At 65.1% G+C, this 19,731-nt stretch carries 14 protein-coding genes; 4 read left to right on the forward strand and 10 right to left on the reverse strand.

Going from position 1 to position 19,731, the window contains the following annotated elements:
• Nucleotides 1-40: 40 nt before the first annotated feature.
• A complete protein-coding gene (locus O6P39_RS13810; protein ID WP_275607077.1) occupies nt 41-1,615 on the reverse strand; it encodes a sigma-54-dependent Fis family transcriptional regulator in 1,575 nt (524 codons plus the stop codon).
• Nucleotides 1,616-2,002: 387 nt separating this feature from the next.
• Here O6P39_RS13810 and O6P39_RS13815 point away from each other — a divergent pair, with 387 nt between their 5' ends.
• On the forward strand, nt 2,003-3,730 hold the full coding sequence (locus tag O6P39_RS13815) for a CocE/NonD family hydrolase (protein WP_275607078.1): 1,728 nt from the start codon (nt 2,003-2,005) through the stop codon (nt 3,728-3,730).
• 97 nt (nt 3,731-3,827) lie between these two features.
• Here O6P39_RS13815 and O6P39_RS13820 read toward each other — a convergent pair whose 3' ends face one another.
• The 9 genes from O6P39_RS13820 to O6P39_RS13860 form a co-directional block, all read right to left on the reverse strand.
• Entirely contained in the window at nt 3,828-6,338 is a 2,511-nt protein-coding gene (locus tag O6P39_RS13820) for a fused MFS/spermidine synthase (protein WP_275611950.1), read from the reverse strand.
• Between the two features lie 124 nt (nt 6,339-6,462).
• Nucleotides 6,463-8,034: an arylsulfatase gene (locus O6P39_RS13825; RefSeq protein ID WP_275607079.1), complete on the reverse strand. Its 1,572-nt coding sequence runs from the start codon at nt 8,032-8,034 to the stop codon at nt 6,463-6,465.
• A 111-nt stretch (nt 8,035-8,145) separates the two neighbouring features.
• Nucleotides 8,146-9,132, reverse strand: a complete 987-nt coding sequence (locus O6P39_RS13830) for an HAD family hydrolase (protein ID WP_275607080.1) — start codon at nt 9,130-9,132, stop codon at nt 8,146-8,148.
• A gap of 37 nt (nt 9,133-9,169) precedes the next feature.
• Nucleotides 9,170-10,501, reverse strand: a complete 1,332-nt coding sequence (locus O6P39_RS13835) for a hypothetical protein (protein WP_275607081.1) — start codon at nt 10,499-10,501, stop codon at nt 9,170-9,172.
• The gene (locus O6P39_RS13840) at nt 10,498-12,084 is read right to left on the reverse strand and encodes a VWA domain-containing protein (protein ID WP_275607082.1); all 1,587 of its coding nucleotides are present in this window, start codon (nt 12,082-12,084) and stop codon (nt 10,498-10,500) included. Before O6P39_RS13840 ends, O6P39_RS13835 begins: the two co-directional genes overlap by 4 nt.
• Nucleotide 12,085: 1 nt before the next feature.
• Complete coding sequence (locus O6P39_RS13845; protein WP_275607083.1) at nt 12,086-13,090, reverse strand: VWA domain-containing protein; 1,005 nt, start codon at nt 13,088-13,090, stop codon at nt 12,086-12,088.
• Entirely contained in the window at nt 13,077-13,583 is a 507-nt protein-coding gene (locus tag O6P39_RS13850) for a DUF4381 domain-containing protein (RefSeq protein WP_275607084.1), read from the reverse strand. The genes O6P39_RS13845 and O6P39_RS13850 overlap by 14 nt, the downstream gene beginning before the upstream one ends.
• Nucleotides 13,580-14,530 (reverse strand): DUF58 domain-containing protein, encoded by a 951-nt coding sequence (locus O6P39_RS13855; protein ID WP_275607085.1) that lies wholly within the window; start codon nt 14,528-14,530, stop codon nt 13,580-13,582. The genes O6P39_RS13850 and O6P39_RS13855 overlap by 4 nt, the downstream gene beginning before the upstream one ends.
• A 10-nt stretch (nt 14,531-14,540) precedes the next feature.
• The gene (locus O6P39_RS13860) at nt 14,541-15,521 is read right to left on the reverse strand and encodes a MoxR family ATPase (RefSeq protein WP_275607086.1); all 981 of its coding nucleotides are present in this window, start codon (nt 15,519-15,521) and stop codon (nt 14,541-14,543) included.
• A gap of 521 nt (nt 15,522-16,042) precedes the next feature.
• Between O6P39_RS13860 and O6P39_RS13865 the strand changes: the two genes are divergently transcribed.
• From O6P39_RS13865 to O6P39_RS13875, 3 genes are all read left to right on the forward strand, one after another.
• Nucleotides 16,043-16,714: a DUF3313 domain-containing protein gene (locus O6P39_RS13865; RefSeq protein ID WP_275607087.1), complete on the forward strand. Its 672-nt coding sequence runs from the start codon at nt 16,043-16,045 to the stop codon at nt 16,712-16,714.
• 150 nt (nt 16,715-16,864) lie between these two features.
• The gene (locus O6P39_RS13870) at nt 16,865-17,893 is read left to right on the forward strand and encodes an AraC family transcriptional regulator (RefSeq protein ID WP_275607088.1); all 1,029 of its coding nucleotides are present in this window, start codon (nt 16,865-16,867) and stop codon (nt 17,891-17,893) included.
• A gap of 110 nt (nt 17,894-18,003) precedes the next feature.
• A complete protein-coding gene (locus O6P39_RS13875; protein ID WP_275607089.1) occupies nt 18,004-19,659 on the forward strand; it encodes a LuxR C-terminal-related transcriptional regulator in 1,656 nt (551 codons plus the stop codon).
• The last annotated feature ends 72 nt before the right edge of the window (nt 19,660-19,731 follow it).

Below are 19,731 nucleotides of genomic sequence, written 5' to 3' on the forward strand. Positions count from 1 at the left end.
TGGCCGGCTCATCGACCACGAGGCATGACGCCCTCCGGCGTCAGGGTCTTGCATCCTTCTTGAGCCGGTGATCCAACTGTCGACGGGTCAATCCCAGCATTCTGGCCGCCTGGCTGATGTTTCCATCGGCACGCGTCATTGCCCTTCTCACGGCGGTATCGATCAGGTCGTCCAGCGGGCGACCATCGAGCCACTGCTCGATGACCTGCATATCGGATCGGGCCGCTGGTGCCTTGCCCGGCGCGGCCAGGAAGAGCTCGCCAAGCCCGATCGGCTCCCCCTCATCGGCAAGCACGACGCCGCGCTCGATGATGTTCTCCAGCTCGCGCACGTTACCAGGGTAGTCATGGTCCAGCAGCGCGCGAACCGCCGCTCGGCTCAAGCCGCGAATATCGCGTCGATGCTGGGCGGAAAAGCGCTTGATGAAGTAGCGAATCAGCAGAGGAATGTCGTTGCGCCGCTCCCGTAGCGCCGGAATGAACACCGGCACGACATTGATTCGGTAGAACAGGTCCTCGCGAAAGCGCCCTTTTCGGACATCTTCCTCCAGATCGGCATTGGTCGCCGCGACCAAGCGGATATCCACCTTCTGCGTGTGCTCACCGCCCAGCCGCTGGACTTCGCGCTCCTGCAGCACCCGCAGCAGCTTTTCCTGGGCGGAGGGAATCAAGGTGCCGATCTCGTCGAGGAACAATGTGCCGCCCTCGGCTTGCTCGAAGCGTCCGGCGCGGCTGTGCGTGGCACCAGTGAAAGCCCCCTTCTCCACACCAAAGAGCTCGGACTCGATCAGCGTCTCCGGCAGCGCCGCGCAGTTTACCGCCACGAACGGCCCCTGGGCGCGATGACTGAGTCGGTGCAACAGGCGAGCGAAACGCTCCTTGCCTACGCCGGTCTCTCCGCGAAACAGCACGGTCACATCACGATCGGCGACCTTTTCGATACGCCGGCAGGTAGCCAGGAAGGCAGGATCGGCGCCGATCATGTCGGTAGCGGCTAGGGCGTTGTCGAGTACCGGATCGTGCAGGGAAGCATTGACGAAGTCCGTGGTGTCGAACATCTCCAACGCATCGGCGTCCCGGCCCCACTCTTCGATCGGTTTGCCAATGATCCGGCAATGGGGGTGTCCCATCGCGATGCATTCGACTTCGCGGAATAGGATCGTGCGCCCGAAGAAGGCGCTGTTGAAGCCTGATGCATGCCCGACCTGCATCCAGCAGACCGGCTCCTCGGACAAGGGCTGGTGGGTCAAGTGAGCGCAAGCTTCCAGGGAGTCGAACCAGAGCTGCTCGACGTAATGGCGCCCCGACTCTACGTCGATCTCCATGCGCAGGGTCTCGACCCGTGTAATCCCCTCCAGGCCATGCAACTGCGGGCCTGCCAGGAAAGCGAGGTCGTCCTCGTCGTCCCGTATCTGACGGGCCAGTCCGGCATCGCTGGAACCGGCTGCAAAGCCCATGCGCGAGAGCAACCGACGAGCATGGCTGATGCCGATCTCCGCGATCAGCTCCCGTCGCAACGCGGCAAAAGCTGGCAGTTGCATGAGAAATGCGCGTTGCTGGCCCAGCCAGATACGCCCCAGCTCAGGTTCGAGACGCAACTGGCGAGCCAGGTCCACGGGAAAGAGATTTGTTCGCATAAGCCGATATACACATATGTAACTCAATAAAATTCATGTTAACAAATATGTAATCAGTCTTCGAAATCAATCTGGAATATTATTTCCAGGAAAAATCATAACATATTGTTTTTATTGCTTTTTATATACATTTTTGAATATTGGCATGCGTACTGCAATTACTCATATGTGTTCAGTGCTGGCAGGTGCAACATTCCACCGACACTGCAATGCCAAGACCGCAGCAGCCAGCCGGCGTGAGAGGTACGACACTCAATAGGTCGGCAGGACACCTGGCGCTCATTGGGGCGGGCCATGGTGTACGCGGGATGCCCCCGATTCAGTCGGATAAAGCCAAAGAGCTTTCCGCCGTAAAGAGGTGAAATCATGAAAAAGGTACCCAGCGAAATCCTTGAACTTGGAAGCGCTTACAAGGTTGCCTACCGCAAGTCCACCCCCATCGAAGAAGCACAGGACTATCCCGGCTTCAAGCCGCACACCCAGACGCTGAAAAAGGGCACGATTCATCGCGATCAGGGGATGCCGCTGCCGGTGGACATCATTGGCGAGCACGACGTCCCCGTTCAGCTTCGCGACGGTGCCACCATCTATGCCGATATCTTCCGCCCGGTGGATGCGCAGGATTGCCCTGTAATCATCGCCTGGAGCCCGTACGGCAAGAAAGGCAGCTGGATCCACAACGACATCTTCGAGAACCGCGTGGATGTGTTGCCGCAATGGGAAGACGGCCTGAACAAGTTCGAAGGCCCGGTACCCGCCTACTGGTGCAAGCACGGCTACGTCATCATCAACGTCGATGGTCGCGGCGTGTTCAACTCCGAAGGCAATATCCCCTTCTTCGGCCAGCAGGAAGCCGAAGATGAGTACGACGTCATCGAGTGGGCCGCCGCGCAACCCTGGTCCAACGGCAAGGTCGGCACCTGCGGGAACAGCTGGTTCACCATGTCGCAGTGGAACGTTTGCCGCCTGAACCCGCCGCACCTCAAGGCCATCGCCCCCTGGGAGGGTGCCCGCGATCTGTACCGTGACGCCATGTTCCGTGGCGGTATCGGCGACAAGGTGTTCTTCGAGGGACTGTTGATCCACCTGTTCGGCAAGGGCTACACCGAAGACATCATCGGCATGGTCGACGCCGCTCCGCTGTTCGACGACTACTGGAAAACCAAGGTTCCGGATGTTGCCAAATCGAAGATTCCAGCCTACGTCGTCGGCTCCTGGACCAACGTCCTGCACACCGGCGGTACCTTCTCGTCCTGGCACGACTATGGTTGCGAGGAGAAATGGTTGCGCGTCCACAACCGTCACGAATGGGTGGACTTCTTCAATCCGGAGTACGTCGAGGATCTGCGTCGCTTCTTCGACCACTATCTCAAGGGTGTCGATAACGGTTGGGAGTCTACCCCCCGCGTACGCCTCACGGTGCTCGACCCCGGCCATGACGATATCCTCGAACGAGCCGAAAGCAGCTTCCCGCTGAAGCGCCAACAGTTCGAGTCCATCTATCTGGACGCGAAGAGCGGCGGGTTCTCGCGCATTGCTCCCACCGAGACTTCCTGCGTCGAATACCAACCCGATGAGCAGGGAACGGTCTTCCAGTACAAGCTCCAGAACGATCTGGAAATCGCCGGCTACATCAAGCTCAAGCTCTGGGTCGAAGCTCGCCAGCACGACGATATGGACGTCTTCGCCTACATCACCAAGCTCGACAAGGATGGCAAGGAAGTCTTCACCGAACCGGTGAAAGGCCGCTACTTCACCGGCCCGAACGGACGTCTGCGCGCGTCGCTACGCGCCCTGGATAAGGAAAAATCCACCGACTCCCAGCCGTACCACCGCTTCGACAAGGTGGAGAAGCTCTCGGCCGGTGAAATCGTCCCGCTGGAAATCGACTTCTGGCCCTATGCGATGAAGTGGCATGAAGGCGAAACCCTGCAACTGCGCATCAATGGCTGCGATCTGCTGCGCCGCCCCGAGTTCCCGGAGCTGCCGTACATCGAGACCATCAACGAAGGGACCCATGTCATCCATACCGGCGGCGGATACGATTCGCATCTGCTGATTCCGGTGACCTCAGGAAAGGTGAACGCATCCTGACACCCTGAGGCCGGGTGACCTCACCCGCCCGAGAAACCGCAAAGGCCAGGCGACCCCATGTTCAGCCTGGCCTTTGCGTTTGCGCGCTCCACGGCCTTCAAGGCCCGCCGAGGAACCAGCGATAGTACGGGTTATCCCCCTCCTCCCGGGCGATCTGCCGGACGTCCCGTGCCCAGGCCTCGCGCTCGCCACGGTAGGCGTGCAGGCTCAGGCCGTAGAAGCGGCGCAGGCTCTGCCATTCATCATCCACCGCGCCACGGAACGAGGGTTCGGCGTTTTCCAGGGGCGGCGCAGAGCGCAGGGCGAGCAGTGTCGGCAGTACGCGGGTGATTTCCCGCGAGCGCACCCAGGGGGCGTATTCGATGCGCGGCTGGTCGTCGGTCACTGCCGGGGCGTCGCCGGCATAGCGCTCAAGGCCGTTGCGATCGGTGATCCAGGTGGCCAGGAGGGCTTGCGGCGAATCGACCCCCACTGCGCCCAGGGCCGCCGCGATCTCGGGTTGCTCGAAGCGCTGGCGGATGCGCGGGACATCGAGCTGCAGCGGTTGCAGCGAGCCCACCAGCAGCATCTCGTGGAACTCGGTGGTCCACAGTGACGCATAGGGGAATACGTCGATGAAGCTGCGCACCAGCGAACGGCTGTCTTCGTCGTTCTGCGTCGGCAGCGGCAGCCACTGGGCGACCACGCCATTCTCCTGCAGGCGGCGGGCGGCCAGCTGGTAGAAGTCCCGCGAGTACAGGTTGACCACGCCGGCGGCCGAAGGCGGCGGCGGTTCCAGGGTGATCATGTCGTAGCGTTCGTCGCTGCGCAGCAACTCGCGGCGGCCGTCACGCAGGCGAATCTCCAGGCGTGGGTCCTTGATCGCGCCGAAGGTGCCCTGGAAATTCGGCGCGGCGGCCAGCACTTCGGGCAGCAATTCAGCCACCACCGGATGCTCCAGGTCGCGGTAGCGCAGCATGGCGCCGGCGGTTATGCCAGTGCCGAAACCGATCACCAGCGAGGAACGCGGCTCGCCCCGGTGGATCAGCAGCGGCAGCAATGCCTGCAGGCGCATGTAGCGCAGCGACGGCATGGCGTCACCGGTATTGGACACACCCTGGATGTACAGGCGGTTGAAGCGCCGGTCACCCTTGCCCTGCTCCACCACGGCGACGGTGCCGCCACGGCCTTCCTGGTAGAAGGTGATCTGCCCGTTGCGCGCCGCCGGCATCAGTTCGGCCAGGTGGCGTGGCGGCGTCAGCACTGCGGTCGCCAGGGTCGCGACGGCAATCGCCATCACCGCAATGCGCCCGCCCCTGCCCACGCCGACTCCGCGCCAGACAGCCAGCAGACCAATGACAGCGGCCAGGATCGCGAGCAGCGCCAGGGTACGCACCAGGCCCACCGCCGGCACCAGCAGGAAGCCGGTCAGCACCACGCCGAGGATGCCGCCCAGGGTGTTCAGCGCCACCACCAGCCCGACATCGCGGCCGACATGCCCGGAGTCCACCGACAGGCGCAGTGCCAGGGGAAATGCCGCGCCCAGCAGAGTGGTCGGCAGGAACACCACGCACAGCGCGGCCACCGCGAAGCGCGCGGACATCCCCGCCAGCTCGCTGCCGCCCAGGCTCAGCACCATCATTTCGACGCCGCTCTGCGCCGCCACCAGCCACTGGCCGAGGCCGGCGATCTGCAGGATGGCGAGCAGGCCGGCCGCCGCGATCAGCACCGCGAACACACCCCAGGGGTCGCGCAGGCGGTCCGCTCGGCGGGCATACAACGCGCTACCCAGCACCAGGCCGAGCAGATAGGTGGCCAGCACCACCGCGAAGGCGAAGGCGCGGGTGCTCATGAATTGCACGATGGACTGCGTCCACACCACTTCGTAGCCCAGGGCGACACCGCCGGCGAGGCAGTACAACGCGGTTGCCAGGCGCGCCGCCGGGCTGCGCTTCCCGCTCGCTGCGGCGGGCTCAGCCACAGGCTCGACGGCACCGCGCTGGGCGATCAGCGCACCCACCGCGGCCACCAGGTTGAGGACGGCAGCAGCACAGGCGCTGCCGATTACGCCGAGCGCCGGCAGCAGCAGAAAAGCTGCCAGCAGGGTTCCCGCGATGGCGCCCGTGGTGTTGGCGGCGTACAGCCCGCCGCCGGCACGGCCCATCTGCTGGGTGTCAGGTTGCACGGCGCGCATCAGCACCGGCAGCGTGCCGCCCATGAAGAAGGCCGGTACGCCAACCAGCAGGAACGGCAGCAGCCAGGCCAGCAGGCCGACGCTGTCCTCCAGCCGCGCGAAGGGTTCTGCCGACGCCGAGAGGGCCAGCGTGGCGCCGACGCCGAGAATCGCCACCAGCAATTCAAGCCCCGCATACAGGAGCACCGGACGCCGCAGGCGATCGGCCCAGCGTCCGAAGGCCAGGCCACCCAGGGCGAGGCCGGCGAAGAATGCACTGATCGCCGTGGTCACGGCGAAGACCTCGACCCCGACCACCAGCGACAGCTGCTTGACCCACAGCACCTGGTAGACGAGCGCGGCGCCCCCGGAAACGAACAGCAACAGCGCGGGGATCAGCAAACGCGCCTGTTTTTCCTGGCGAGTGGTGCGTTCTGCGCTGCGCGAAGAACTCATGCGGGAGGAGTCGGCGGCTGAGGACATCGGGTACGCCTTGTCAGACAGAGGAAAGCCCGCGACGGACAAGTCCGTCGCGGGCCTGGTTCGGACGCCTGCGCAGGCGCCCACTACGCACAACAGGTTACTTGGCTTGTTTCATTTTCGCTTCGATCTTCGCATCCACATCCTTGCGGATCTGATCGATGCTGAAGCTCGCCGGACGCTGGCTCGGCGGATAGTCGACAAAGGTCTGCAGGAAGGCCGCAGCCTTGCGAGTGCCCTGGAAGAGCAGGTAGTCGTTCTTGGTCAGCCAGTCGTAGTACTGGTCGGAGACCACATCCGCCCGCTCATACGGGTCCATGCGCAGGTTGAACAGCTTAGGCACGCGCAGGCAGGTGAACGGCTCGCTCCAGACCTGCAGACCACCCGGTGCGCGCTGTTCGCACCAGACAATCTTCCAGTCGTTGAAGCGCATGCCTACCAACTCTGCCTCATCGTTGAAGTAATAGAACTCCTTGCGTGCACTCTCGTTGGACTTGCCGGTCAGGTAGTCCAGCTGGTTGTAGCCGTCCAGGTGCACCTTGAAGTTCTTGCCGCCAATATCCGCACCCTTGAGCAGGCGTTCTTTGATGTCGGTATCACCCACGGCCGCCAGCAGGGTCGGGAACCAGTCCAGGCCGGAGAACATCTGGGTGGAAACGGAGCCCGGCTTGATGTGGTTCGGCCAGCGGATCATCGCCGGCACCCGGTAGGCGCCTTCCCAGTTGGAGTTCTTCTCGTTGCGGAACGGAGTGGTTGCCGCATCCGGCCAGGACCACTGGTTCGGGCCGTTGTCGGTGGTGTAGACGACAATGGTATTGTCGGCGATCTTCAGGTCGTCCACCGCCTTGAGCAGCTTGCCGACGTCGCCGTCGTGCTCGAGCATGCCGTCGGCGTAATCGTTGCCCGGCATGCCGCTCTGGCCCTGCATGGACTCGCGCACGTGGGTGAAGGCGTGCATGCGGGTGGTGTTCATCCAGACGAAGAACGGCTTGTCGGCCTTCACCTGTTTGTCCATGAAGTTGATGGCGGCCTGGGTGGTGTCGTCATCGATGGTTTCCATCCGCTTCTTGTTCAGCGGGCCGGTGTCCTCGATCTTGCCGTCGGCGAAGGAATGGATCACGCCGCGCGGCGAGGCGGCCTTGACGAAGGCCTGGTCATCCTTCGGCCAGTACGGGCGCTCGGGCTCTTCCTCGGCGTTGAGGTGGTAGAGGTTGCCGAAGAACTCGTCGAAACCGTGGTTGGTAGGCAGGTACTCGTCACGGTCACCCAGGTGGTTCTTGCCGAACTGGCCGGTGGCATAGCCGTGGGCCTTGAGCGCTTGGGCGATGGTCACGTCGCGCGCCTGCAGGCCCACCGGAACGCCCGGCATGCCGACCTTCGACAGGCCGGTACGCAGGATCGCCTGGCCGGTGATGAAGGTGGATCGCCCGGCGGTGCAGCTGTTCTCCGCGTAGTAGTCGGTGAACATCATGCCTTCCTTGGCGATGCGGTCGATGTTCGGCGTCTGGTAGCCAACCACGCCGAACGAGTAGGCACTGATGTTGGTCTGGCCGATATCGTCACCGAAGATCACCAGGATGTTCGGCTTGTCGGCCGCCTGGGCTACGGAGCACCCCACTATCGCCGTCGCCGCGAGGGCGAACCGCGATATCCATTTTCCCGTGCGCTTCATTGATGTTTCTCCATTTCTCTTACTGAGTCGTATCCGCGACTGCGCGCAGGGAGACGCCAACAGCTCGGCTGGAATCCCCCGTACCCCTGCGGTGTCCTGGCATTTGCCCTGTTACTGGTCGAACGGATAGACGCGCTTCCATTCCGTGGCCATGTCCACGACCACCCAGCCCTTGCTCTTCGCCTCATCGAGCGCCTTGTCCAGGCGACCGACCTTGCTTTGCCGGTCATAGGCCCATTCACGCTGGGCGTCGGTGTGGTGGACCAGCGCGGCCAGGCGCTTGCCCTTGCCCGCCATGGTCCACTGCAGCATCTGCAGGTCGCCGTCGGAGTTGCCGAAGGCCAGGATCGGCCGGCGGCCGATGATGCTGTCGATGCTTTCCGGCTTGCCCGGACCGTCATCGTTATGGACCAGCTTGGGCAGGCGCTGGATCGACAACTGCCCGTTGTGGTCCTCGAAGCGGCCGCCCAGCGTGGTGCCGATCACCTGTTCGGGCGGAATGCCATAGACCTCCTCGGCGAAGGCACGCATGAACGCGACTTCGCCACCGGAGACGATGTAGGTCTTGAAGCCATTGGCACGCAGGTAGTCGAGCAGCTCCAGCATCGGCTGGAACACCATTTCGGTGTAGGGCTTGTGGCTGCGGGGATGCTTGGCGCTGGCGAACCAGCGGCGGGCATTGCCGATGAACTCGTCGGTGCTCATGCCCGCGTGGGTAACGGCGACGATTTCCAGGATGCCCTTCATGCCGCTTTCGGCGAGCGCCTTCTGATCGTTCTCCAGCACGGCCTTGAACGGCTGCTGGGTCTTCCATTCCGGATGCTGCGGCGCCTGCCGCTTGACCTCTTCCAGGGCGAACAGCACCTGGAAATACATCGGTTGTTCGCTCCACAGGGTGCCGTCGTTGTCGAACACCGCGATGCGTTCGGCCGGCGGTACGTAATCCGGGCCGCCCTCGCGGGTCACCGCCTCGACGAAGCCCTCGATGGCCTGGCGCGACTTGCCGTCGTTCCAGGATGCCAGGTCGGCGGCCTGGCTCAGCAGCGGCAAGGCCAGCAGGAGGGTGAACAACCAGCGTGAAGCAGCGTGACGGTGCATGTAACGTCCTTGATGGGTACCGGCCCGGTTCAATGGCTCACGGGTTCAGCGGCTTCAGGCCGTGTTTCCCCGAGGAGATGTTGGAGTGCTGGGCAGTGGCCTGCCGCAGCTTCGGCAGAGCGTCGATCAGCTCGGCCGGGGCGCCCTCGCTGCGACCGCGCCCGTAGCGAGTCCTGAGAAAACCTAGCAAAGGTTTGCGCACAGCGTCGGACAGATCGCACATGTGTTTACTCATTTCACGACAACCGCTGGTCCGACGAATCCACAGGTAAAGCGCGCCCAGCTCGGTCGGCGTGCCTTCGAGTTGGCTGCGAACCTGCTGCCAGGCGTATTCCGGAGACTCCAGCCAGGCCTGGCGGCGCACCTGACGCCAGCGCCTCCATGTGCCGATCAGCGCGCCTCCCCATGTGCGCCAGGCGTAGCCCGCCCCGCCCACGAACAGCAAGGCGCCGAGCAGGAACAGCCAGTGCCCGGCGATGCGCACCTGCGTCTTGCGGCCCAGTTCGCGCAGGTCCTCGGTGATCGAGAACGGCGCCTGGTAGCCAGCGGCGGCCGCCGCCTCGATCTCCAGCGCCGGCACCGAAACCGTACGAGCCTCGCCGCTGGCGGCGTCCCACCAGTGCAACTCGATGGCTGGCAGCTGGTACTTGCCCCCCTCCTTGACCACATAGCTCACCGCATCGTCACGCATGCCGCCGTTGACACCGCCACGACCGTCGCTCAGGGGCCGAACGCTGGGCGGCTGGACGTAGCGCTGCAAGCCGCTGATCTCGGCGAAACCGGGCGGTGGAATCAGCATCGCTTGCGCGCCCACGGCCTCGACGTGCAGGCGTCGCTCGATGCTGTCGCCGACCCGCAGCGGCTCATGGGAGCGTTTGAGCGTCTGGGTCAGGGTGACCTGCCGCGCCACCAGCCGCTGTACGCCCTCCCCTGCGCCCGCCGGCTGCCGGGCGACGAAGCGCTGTTCAGCGCTGTGCACGGTGACCGGGCCGTTGCCCTGGCCGGGCGTGACCTGGATGTCCAGCGCAGGTATCACGAAGGAGCCTGCCTGTTGCGGGGTGATCTGGTAGGTGAAGCGCAGGCCGAAGAACGGCTTGCCGTCGATCTCCTCGTTCAGGTGAACGGCTTCGCCGCCGGGGTCGGAGACCACCGCACCGTCCAGGTTCAGCTTGGGCAAGCGGGGCGCAGCGCTGAACCAGGTGTCCACCAGCAGATCGACCTGCAGGCTGACGGTGCCGCCGACCAGGGCCGAGTCCGCTGGCAGCAGTTGGCTGCGTACCCTGACGTCCGGCCCGGCGGTGTTTTCGGATTCCGCGGCCAGGCCCCAAAGCGGCACCAGCAGCATCAGCAGGACGGCGAGCAGCCTCATGGCGCGGTCTCCCTGGCGGCATCCTGCAGCTGGAACTTGCGCCGCAGGAACTGCTCCGGCGACGTCGTCAGGTTGTTCAGCCACAGCTGGTCCGAGCTGGCCTGCTGACTCTTCATTTGCACCGTTTTGCCCTTGCCGGTCTTGTTGTCGAACTCGATCTTGTCGGCCTTCTCGTCCGGCGGCCCGGCCTCCTGCTGGTCGTCGCGGTCCTTCAGCAGCGCCTGGGCCAGGGCTAGGTTGGCCTGGGCTTCGGGGAAGTCCGCCTGTACCCGTAGCGCCTGCTGATAGGCCGCAATGGCCTGCTCGAACTTCGACAGGCGCACATAGGTATTGCCCAGGTAGAAATACCCCGGCGCACTGTCCAGGCGGGCGAAACTGGCCAGCGCAACGTCGAATTCGGCGGCGCGGTAGGCGGCCAGCCCCTTCCAGTAGGCGTCGTCGAAATGCTCGGCCGCCTGCGGATAGTGCCCGTGCTCGAAGGCCCAGCGGCCCTGCTGATCCGGGGTGAAGAAAGCATCCGCCAGGGCGCCTGCGTGTGCAGGCTGCGGCGGCAAGCCCAGGCCCAGGGCCAGCAGCACGCCGCTCAGCCAGTGCACCCGCCAGCCACGGCGCACGCTGAACAACGCCAGCAATAACAGCGGCCAGCACAGCCAGTAGCCGGCGTCTTTCCAGTGCACCGTCTGATCGTCACCGCGCACCGCCTGGAAGTGTTGCTGAGCGTGCAGCTCGATCCAGTCCAGCACGTCGTCATTCAAGGTCAGGCTGCCCAGGGGCGCATTCGCCGCATCGGCCAGACCCTTGAGACCCTCCGCGTCGAAGCGGCCGAGTTGCGGCCGGCCCTGGTCATCGAGCCGCGATTGGCCATTGGCACCAGGCAACAGGCCGCCATCCTGGCTGCCAACCGCCAGCACCAGCACCTGCAGGTCGCTGCCCTGCAGCTCCTGGCCGATCGCATCGAACTGGCTGGCATCGGCGCCGTCGGTGACCAGCACCAGGGTGCCCGGGGACTGTTCGGCCGCCAGCAGGCGCTTGGCGAGGCGGATGGAGCCCAGTGCGTCCTTGCCGCTGCGCTCGATCAGGCGGGTCGACAGGGCTTGCAGGAAGCTGTCGAGCAACGCCGGATCGTCGGTGGCCGGCAGCACCAGATGGGCGCTGCCGGCATAGGCGAGCAGCGCGACGCGACTGCCCGCGCGGCGCTGGATGAGGTCGTGCAGCTTGTGCTTGGCGGCTGCCAGGCGCGAGGGCGGCACGTCGTCGGCGTCCATCGAGGCGGACAGGTCCACGGCAAGAATCAGCGGCGCGCGGTTGTCGAGGAAGTCCGGGCGGTCTTGCTCCCAGGTCGGGCCGGCGGCCGCCACGCCGCCCAACACCAGCAGCGCGGCCAGGAGATGCACCGGGCGCAGGCGCTGGTTGTCGCGCGGGGTGATGACCAGGTGCTTCAGCAGATGCGGCGCGATAACGCCATCGAGTCGGCGTGCCAGGTCATGGCGACGTGCCCACAGCAGCGGCAGGAGCACGCCGGGGATCAGCACCAGCAGCCACAACGGACGCAGGAAGTGGAAGGCGCTCAGGTCGATGTCCATCTCAGCCCTCCTCTACCCTGGCTCGCCGCCGGCGCGGCGCGCTGACTCGCGAGGCCAGGGCCGCCACACCGTGCGCCAGCGACAGCGCGAGCAACGCCGCCCCCAAAGGCAGCCAGAACAGGTCTCGCTTGGGCTGGTGACTCAGGGTTTTCACGCGGTGCGGGGTGATCTGGTCGAGAGTCGTGTAGACCTGTTCCAGGGCATCACGGTCGCCGGCGCGGAAGAACCGTCCACCGGTGGTGGTGGCGATGTCCTGCAGGGTTTTCAGGTCGACCTTGGCGTCGCCGGTGGCCTCGGGGTCGCCGATACCGATGGTGTGCACCACGACGCCATGGTCGCGGGCGATGGCGGCGGCGTGGTCCGGGGTGATGGCGCTGCCGGTGTCGTTGCCGTCGGTGAGCAGTATCAGCACCTTCTCCTGTTCCTGGGCGTTGTCGAGCAGCTTCACCGTCAGGCCGATGGCATCGCCCAGGGCGGTGTTCGGCCCGGCCATGCCGATGCCGACTTCGTCGAGCAGGATGCCCAGGCTGCCGTGGTCCAGGGTCAGCGGCGCCTGCGGGTAGGCCGCAGTGCCGAAGACGATCAGGCCGATGCGGTCGTCCTTGCGCTTGGCGATGAAGTCGCGGACCACGTCCTTCACGGCCGTCAGGCGATCCACCCGGGTACCGTCCGGCGCGCTGTAGTCCGTGGTCTGCATGGATTGCGAGATGTCGATGGCCAGCATCAGGTCGCGGATCGGCTGCTCGTGCTCAATGGGCTTTTCCACCAGTACCGGCCGCGCACACGCGGCGAGGACCAGCCCCCACACCAGCAGGTTCAGCGGCAGTTGCCAGCGCCCCCCGCTGGCACTGGCGCTGCCCGGCACCTGCCCGGCGGCCTGGCTCATGGCCGCGAAGAACGGTACGCGCAGCGCGCTGCGGGCCTCGGCATAGCGCCCCAGATAGCGGTACGCCAGCCAGGGCAGCGGCAGCAGGAACAACAGCCAGGGATAGTCAAACTGCCACACGGTGAGCCTCGATCCATTGCCGGCTCACGCTGAGCAGCGCGTGCACTTCGTGATCCGCCAGCGCCGCAATGCGCTCCGCCGGGGCGTAGGCCAGCAGCGCCAGGCGCTGGGCGAAATCCGCCGGCACTGGCGCCGTGCCATGACGCTCAAGGAATACCTGCCACTGGCTTCCCCCCAGACGCGCAGCCGCTTCCCCCGCCGGCATCGACAGGGCTACGCGCTTCACCAGTTGCGGCAGCTCGCGCAGCGCGCCCAGACGGCCCTGCGGGTCGTTCAGCGCCTGCGCCAGCTCGTCGAGCCGCGCCAGTGCCTCGCGCCGGTAGCGATCGCGCCGCCAGCGCAGATAACGCCAGACGCACCCGGCCAGCAGCAGCGCCAGCAGAATGAGCGCCAGCACCAGCCAGCCCCAGGTCTGCGGCCAGTAGCTGGCTGGCGGTACCGGAAGCGCCAGCTCGCGCAGTTGATCGATGCTGGGGACGTTCGCCGTGCTCATCGCAGCCCCCCGGTCAGGCGGCCCAGCTCGGCGCGCAGCTGGTCGAGGCTGTCACGCCCGGTGCTGAACATCATCAGCGGCACCTGGCTGCGCCGCAGCAGGGTGGCCACGTCCTTCAGGCGACCGGAGAGGAATTCGCCCAAGGGGCGGTGCACCTGGCGCCGCTCCACTTCCAGCTCGACCTGCAGCTCACCCTGGGTCACCGTCACCCGTCCGCGATCGGGGATCTTCAGTGCGATGGGGTCGAACACCTGCAGGGCCAGCACGTCGTTGTGACGACTGAGCTGGCGCAGCAGCTGCAGGGTCTGCTCGGAAACCCCGGCGAAGTCGCTGACGATCACGATCAGGTGGTCGTGCCCGGCGATGCCCAGGCATTCGCGCAGTACCCGGTCCAGTTGGCCGGGCGATGCGTCTTCGGTGCGCGTGGCCCGCAGCGCGTGGTTGTAGCGGACGATGGACGAGCACAGCGCCTCGACCCGCGCCCGGCTGCGCAGCGGTCGTACGTGTTCGACGTGATGGTCATCGAAGACGATGCCGCCCACCCGGTCCCCGGCGTGGAACGCCATCCAGGCGCCGATGGCGCCCAGCTCGGCGGCCGTCACCGACTTGAAGTTGCGCTGGGAGCCGAAATACATGCTCATGCGCTGGTCGACCAGCAGCAGGGTCGGCCGGTCGCGTTCTTCGGTATAGCTGCGTACGAAGGGTTTGCCGTAGCGCAGCGAGGCGCGCCAGTCCAGGTGGCGCAGGTCGTCGCCGGGGTTGTACTGGCGCAGCTCGTCGAAGCTCAGGCCACGGCCCCGCAGGCGCGCGGCGTGGTTGCCGGACAGCACGCTGGACAGCGGTTGCCGCGAGAGGAAACTCAGGTCGCGCACCCGGTGTTCCAGCAGCATCAACTGCGGCAGCGAGGCGTAGACGAATCCGTCGGCGTCGGGGCGTTGCTCCTGCATGGCCGCGTCCTTACGCCGGAACCGCCACTTTATCGAGCAGGCGATCCAGCACCTGGTCGGCGCTCACGCCATCGGCCACCGCGTCATAGGACAGCAGCAGGCGGTGACGCAGCACCGGATGTAGCACGGCGCGAACGTCGTCGGGCGAGGCATAGTCGTTGCCGTCGAGCCAGGCGTGGGCGCGCGCCACCCGGTCCAGGCTGATGCCGCCGCGAGGGCTGGCGCCAACCCTGATCCAGCGCGCCAGGTCCGCGTCGTAGTCGGCGGGCCGGCGCGTGGCGTTGATCAGATCCATCAGGTAGCGGTCCAGCGGCTCGGACACATGCACCCGGCCCACTTCGCGGCGCGCGGCGAAGATCACTTCCTGCGGCAGTTGCTCGGGCCGTTGCGGCACCCCGCCGCTCTGCTGGCGCTGCTCCTCTTCGCGCACCAGGCGCAATACCTGGGTCTCGTCCTCGACCTTGGGATAGTCGATGAGCAACTTCATCAGGAAACGGTCCATCTGCGCCTCGGGCAGCGGATAGGTGCCTTCCTGCTCGATGGGGTTCTGTGTGGCCAGCACCATGAACAGCCCTGGCATGACGTGGGTCTGCCCTGCCACGGTGATCTGCCGCTCCTCCATGGCCTCCAGCAGTGCGGCCTGGACCTTGGCCGGCGCGCGGTTGATCTCGTCGGCGAGGATAACGTTGCCGAACAGCGGGCCGGGCTGGAACTTGAGCTGGTTGCCTGACTCGGTCTGCTGGAGGATCTCCCCGCCGGTGATGTCGGAAGGCAACAGGTCTGGCGTGAACTGGATACGGCTCATCTGCGCATCCAGGTGCGTGGAAAGCGCCTTGACCGTGCGGGTTTTCGCCAGCCCCGGGAGGCTCTCCAACAGCACATGGCCGTTGGCCAGCAAACCCAGCAGGATATGTCGAATGCCCTGCTGCTGGCCCAGTACCTGCGATCCGATGCTGGCTTCCAGGTTGGCGATCTGCTCGCGAGTGTTCACCTTGTTCTTCCTTGTTCTGCGTTCGTTCGAGTCGGTTGTGCGGCCGCTGTGGCGCGCTCCGACGCCCCCAAGTGACGCGTTAGCATAGCCTGTTCAGCCGGCAGGCAAAGCCTGGAGTCTTCCTGCAACGTGTCGCGAAATGAATAGATCAATTGGCGTAAATCGCGGCCCGGTTCTCCTTGAGAGGCTGACAGGCCGCAGGAGCCTCTTAAGGATGTAATGAAGACGTCAACGATCAGGAGTATCTGTCGGGGCGCCGTTCTGTCGCTGAAAGTATTTGCCATTCTAACGATGGACTGCCTGCACGCGCCGCCTACACTCTCCTGTGGCTGGGCGATCTGAAGGCGAGCGATCCGACTCGCATACCGGCACTGCGTCATCGGGGGCTACGAGAACGGCGCGCTGCAGGCACTGGGCGACGGTGCAACGTGGTGATTCTGAGACCAGCCGCAACATATTCATGACAAGCAAACTGCTATCACCTCCCTTGCCTGATCCCATGACCGTTAAGGAGCATTACGATGAAGTCGAAGTTTCTGCTGGCCACGCTGTGCGGCGCGTCCCTTGCGCTGTCAGGTTGTGCGAGCAAGTACGTGGAGCCTGAGCAATATTCCGGGTTCCTGAAGAACTACAGCATTCTCAAGGAAGAAAAATCGCCCTCCGGCGCAGCGGTCATGCGCTGGATCGATCCGAACGTGGACGTGAAGCGCTTCTCCAGCGTCTATATCGAACCCAGCCAGCTCTACCCGCAGCCGCAGCCCACCGAGAAGATCCCGGCGAGCACCCTGACGGGCATCACCCAGTACTATGACCAGGCGCTGAAGACCCAATTCTCCAAGGCCCTGCCGCTGGCCACCGGCCCCGGCCCGGGCGTGCTGGTGGTGCGCCCGGCGATCACCGCCGTCAGCGCCTCGACCAAGGGCCTGCAACCCTACGAAGTGATCCCGATCGCCCTGATCGCGGCCGGCATCAGCACCGCCACCGGCATTCGCGACCAGGACACCAGCATTGCCACCGAAGCAGCCTTCCTCGACGGCGGCAGCAACAAGGTGGTGGCCGAGGTCGTGCGCAAGGGTGCCGGCACCGAGCTGGAGAACTCCTCCCAGGTCATGCAGGCCAAGGACGCGCGCGCCGTGCTCGATGGCTGGGCCTCGGACATGCTCAAGTCCTACCAGACCCTCAAGAACAAGTAAGCCGACCGGCCCGGACGCGACCGCGCGTCCGGGCCTCGTTTGCGCTTTTGTGTCAGCCCGTAATACTTTTCCTACTCCGCAGCCGAGCTCCTGGCAGGTACCAGGGCTTGCAGCGCCCCGCTCGACCGTAATTCGAATCAGTGTGATCACATGGACAGTATCCGCGGCACCGCTTTTCTCCAGTTTGGCGAACTGCTCTCCGAGCAGGGCGCATCACTGCGCGACCACCTTACCCCCCACCGCGTCAACCTCGACGTGGTCGGCGATTTCGAGAAGAAGTTTTCCTACAAGAGCCTGGTGCAGATTTTCGAGGGCAGCGCCCACGCCATCAACATGCCGGAGCTCGGGCTTGAGCTGGCGGCCCGCCAGGGCTCCTCACTGCTCGGCCCGCTGCAGCACCTGGCACGCTCGGCGCCCACCGTGGGCGATGGACTGGTTGCAGTGCTGCGCTACATGCACCTGTACAGCCCGTCGATCCAGTTCCGCCTGGAGCGTCGACCCGGCAGCGCGATGCTGTATTTCGAGAACACCCTGCCCTGCAACGAGGACATCCCGCAGATCGTCGAGAAGTCGGTACTGCAAGGCAAACTGCTGATCTCCGAACTGATGGGCGCGGCCTTCCGCCCGCGTTCGGTGCTGCTGCGTCATCAGCCCCAGGCCGATATCGCGGTTTATCGGCGCTACTTTGGCTGCCCAGTCCTGTTCGGCCAGGCCCACAACGCCCTGGCCCTTTCGCCGGTGTCGCTGCAACGTCCGTGCATCCAGCACGACGCGGTGCTGCACGCCATCGTGCGCTTCTACCTGGAGGCCCAGAGCAGCGAGGACGAAAACCTGCGCAGCAAGGTGGAGCGCCATATCCAGATGCTGCTGCCCAGGAGCCGCTGCAACCTCCAGCAGGTCGCCCGCAACCTGGCCCTGAACCCACGCACCCTGCAGCGGCGCCTGGCCAGCGAAGGCGTCGACTTCGAGGGCCACGTCGAGCAGATCCGCCGCCAGCAGGCCGAGCAGTTGCTGCGCCATACCAACCTGACAGTGGGCCAGATCGCCAGCGAGCTGGGCTACAACCGTACGGCGTCGTTCTGCCGTGCGCACCTGCGCTGGTTTGGCATGTCACCGCTGGAGCACCGTCGCCTGCATGGCAAGTGCCCGCTGCATAGGCTCGAGTCGGCGAACGACTGATCGGCGCCATAGGTGGCAGCATCGCCTGAGCGAGCAGCCGTGACTCAACGATCCGTGTCATACAGCGTCTATCATCAAGCCCGGTTGCCGTCAGACTCACGGATCGAAGCATGGCCAACATACTCCTCATCGATCAGCAGCCGCTGAGCGCCCTGGGCGCCGAGACCGCCCTGCGCAACGCCGGCCACGACGTAATCGGCGTCGCCCGGAACGGCCTCGACGGACTCACCGAATTCCGCACCCGTGCACCCGACCTGGTCGTGCTGGAACTCGACATCCCCAAGCTGGGCGGCCTCGATGTCATCAAGCGGATCGTCGCCAGGAAGACCGCCACCCGTGTGCTGGTGCTGACCTCGCTGCCCGCCGATGTGTACGAGCACCTCTGCCTGGCGGCCGGGGCGGCGGGCTTCGTGCCCAAGGACGACTCGCTCGAATCCTTCCTCGATGCGGTAGCCAAGGTGCTGTCCGGGCGCACCTATTTCCAGGCCAAGGCCATTCACCTCGAAACTGGCGCAAGCGCAGCCGAGGGCGCCGGGGAACAGTTGACGGCGCGGGAGGTGACCGTGCTGCACTACCTCGCCGAAGGCTACCGGGTGAAGCAGATCGCCGGTGAGCTGGCGATCAGCGACCGCACCGTCAGCACCTACAAGACCCGCCTGCTGGAAAAGACCGGCACCCGCTCGCTGGTCGAACTGCTGCAGGTCGCCGCGCAACGCGGCTTGCTCGAGGAGCGCCCGGGCCTGCCGAAACAGGTCGCCGCCGCCGGCAAGCTCGCCGCCCCCTTCAATGACCTGCTCAACCAGATTCCCTTTCCCATCTGCCTGCGCGCGCCAGATACCCGGATTCTCGCGGCGAACCAGGCCTTCCTGCAGCTTTTCGAGCTGACGCTGGACCAGGTGCTGGACGCCCGGCAGCGCGACCTGGGTCTCATCGGCGAGGAGCACCTGGCATACGGGCGCAAGACCTTCGAAGCCGCCGTTGAAAAGCGCATCCCCTACATGATGGTGATCGCCATCTATGTGCGCGGGCAACGGCGGGTCTTCAGGCACAGTGGCTATCCGGTACTGGACGAAAACGGCGAGCTGCTGGGCATGCTGTGTTCCTCCGTGGACCTGGACGAGGAGACCCAGCAGGTCCAGTCCCTGCGCGACCAGCTGACCTATGTCTCGTCGCTCCAGAAGCGCCGCGGCCACTACCTGCTGCAACAGGGCGAGGACATCGCCGCCAGCATCGCCAGCCTGCGGAGAATCCTCCCGGGCCACGACCACGACGAGGTCGACACGCATCTGGAGCGCATCCTGGAGACCGTGCAGACGGTCTCCGAGCTGATACGCCTGGAGCAGAGAGAGGTTCCGCTGGCGCCCTTCCCCGAGGACCTGAACGAACTGACCCTGCGTCACCTCCAGGGCCTTGGGGGTGACATGATCCCACCCTGGACCCTCGTCAGAGCTCCCTCCCATACCCGTGGGTGGGTGGATGCGGTTCGCTACGGCTACCTGCTCAAGGCCCTGCTGCTGCACATGCGACATGTGGGAGCGTTAGGCGCCGCGATCCGGCTCGAGTCCCTCGAACAGGAGGCCGGACAGCTGGAGTGGACGCTGCAGCTCAAAGGTGACATCGCAGCGGCGGGCAAGCGCGCCGCGCCAATCATCTACCTTGCCCTGGCCGATGAGCTGAGCGATCTGCTGCACGGTAGCCTTCGGGTCACCAGGGACGATGTGCAGGTCTTCGAGGCAGTCGTCGTGATGAACGTCCCCATCGCATGAAGCCCCCAGGATAGGAATCGCACTACAAGGCATTGCCTGAACGCACGCTTACCCGGCTTCGGCCCGAGGCGA

Origin of the sequence: Pseudomonas sp. PSE14, assembly GCF_029203285.1 — a bacterium.
Classification (GTDB): domain Bacteria; phylum Pseudomonadota; class Gammaproteobacteria; order Pseudomonadales; family Pseudomonadaceae; genus Pseudomonas.

Coding starts and splice junctions, on each gene's coding strand:
- O6P39_RS13830 (WP_275607080.1), bottom strand. CDS start 9,132: ATGCACCGTCACGCTGCTTCACGCTGGTTGTTCACCCTCCTGCTGGCC.
- O6P39_RS13815 (WP_275607078.1), top strand. CDS start 2,003: ATGAAAAAGGTACCCAGCGAAATCCTTGAACTTGGAAGCGCTTACAAG.
- O6P39_RS13865 (WP_275607087.1), top strand. CDS start 16,043: ATGAAGTCGAAGTTTCTGCTGGCCACGCTGTGCGGCGCGTCCCTTGCG.
- O6P39_RS13870 (WP_275607088.1), top strand. CDS start 16,865: ATGGACAGTATCCGCGGCACCGCTTTTCTCCAGTTTGGCGAACTGCTC.
- O6P39_RS13855 (WP_275607085.1), bottom strand. CDS start 14,530: ATGCAGGAGCAACGCCCCGACGCCGACGGATTCGTCTACGCCTCGCTG.
- O6P39_RS13835 (WP_275607081.1), bottom strand. CDS start 10,501: ATGAGGCTGCTCGCCGTCCTGCTGATGCTGCTGGTGCCGCTTTGGGGC.
- O6P39_RS13820 (WP_275611950.1), bottom strand. CDS start 6,338: ATGAGTTCTTCGCGCAGCGCAGAACGCACCACTCGCCAGGAAAAACAG.
- O6P39_RS13825 (WP_275607079.1), bottom strand. CDS start 8,034: ATGAAGCGCACGGGAAAATGGATATCGCGGTTCGCCCTCGCGGCGACG.
- O6P39_RS13875 (WP_275607089.1), top strand. CDS start 18,004: ATGGCCAACATACTCCTCATCGATCAGCAGCCGCTGAGCGCCCTGGGC.
- O6P39_RS13850 (WP_275607084.1), bottom strand. CDS start 13,583: ATGAGCACGGCGAACGTCCCCAGCATCGATCAACTGCGCGAGCTGGCG.
- O6P39_RS13840 (WP_275607082.1), bottom strand. CDS start 12,084: ATGGACATCGACCTGAGCGCCTTCCACTTCCTGCGTCCGTTGTGGCTG.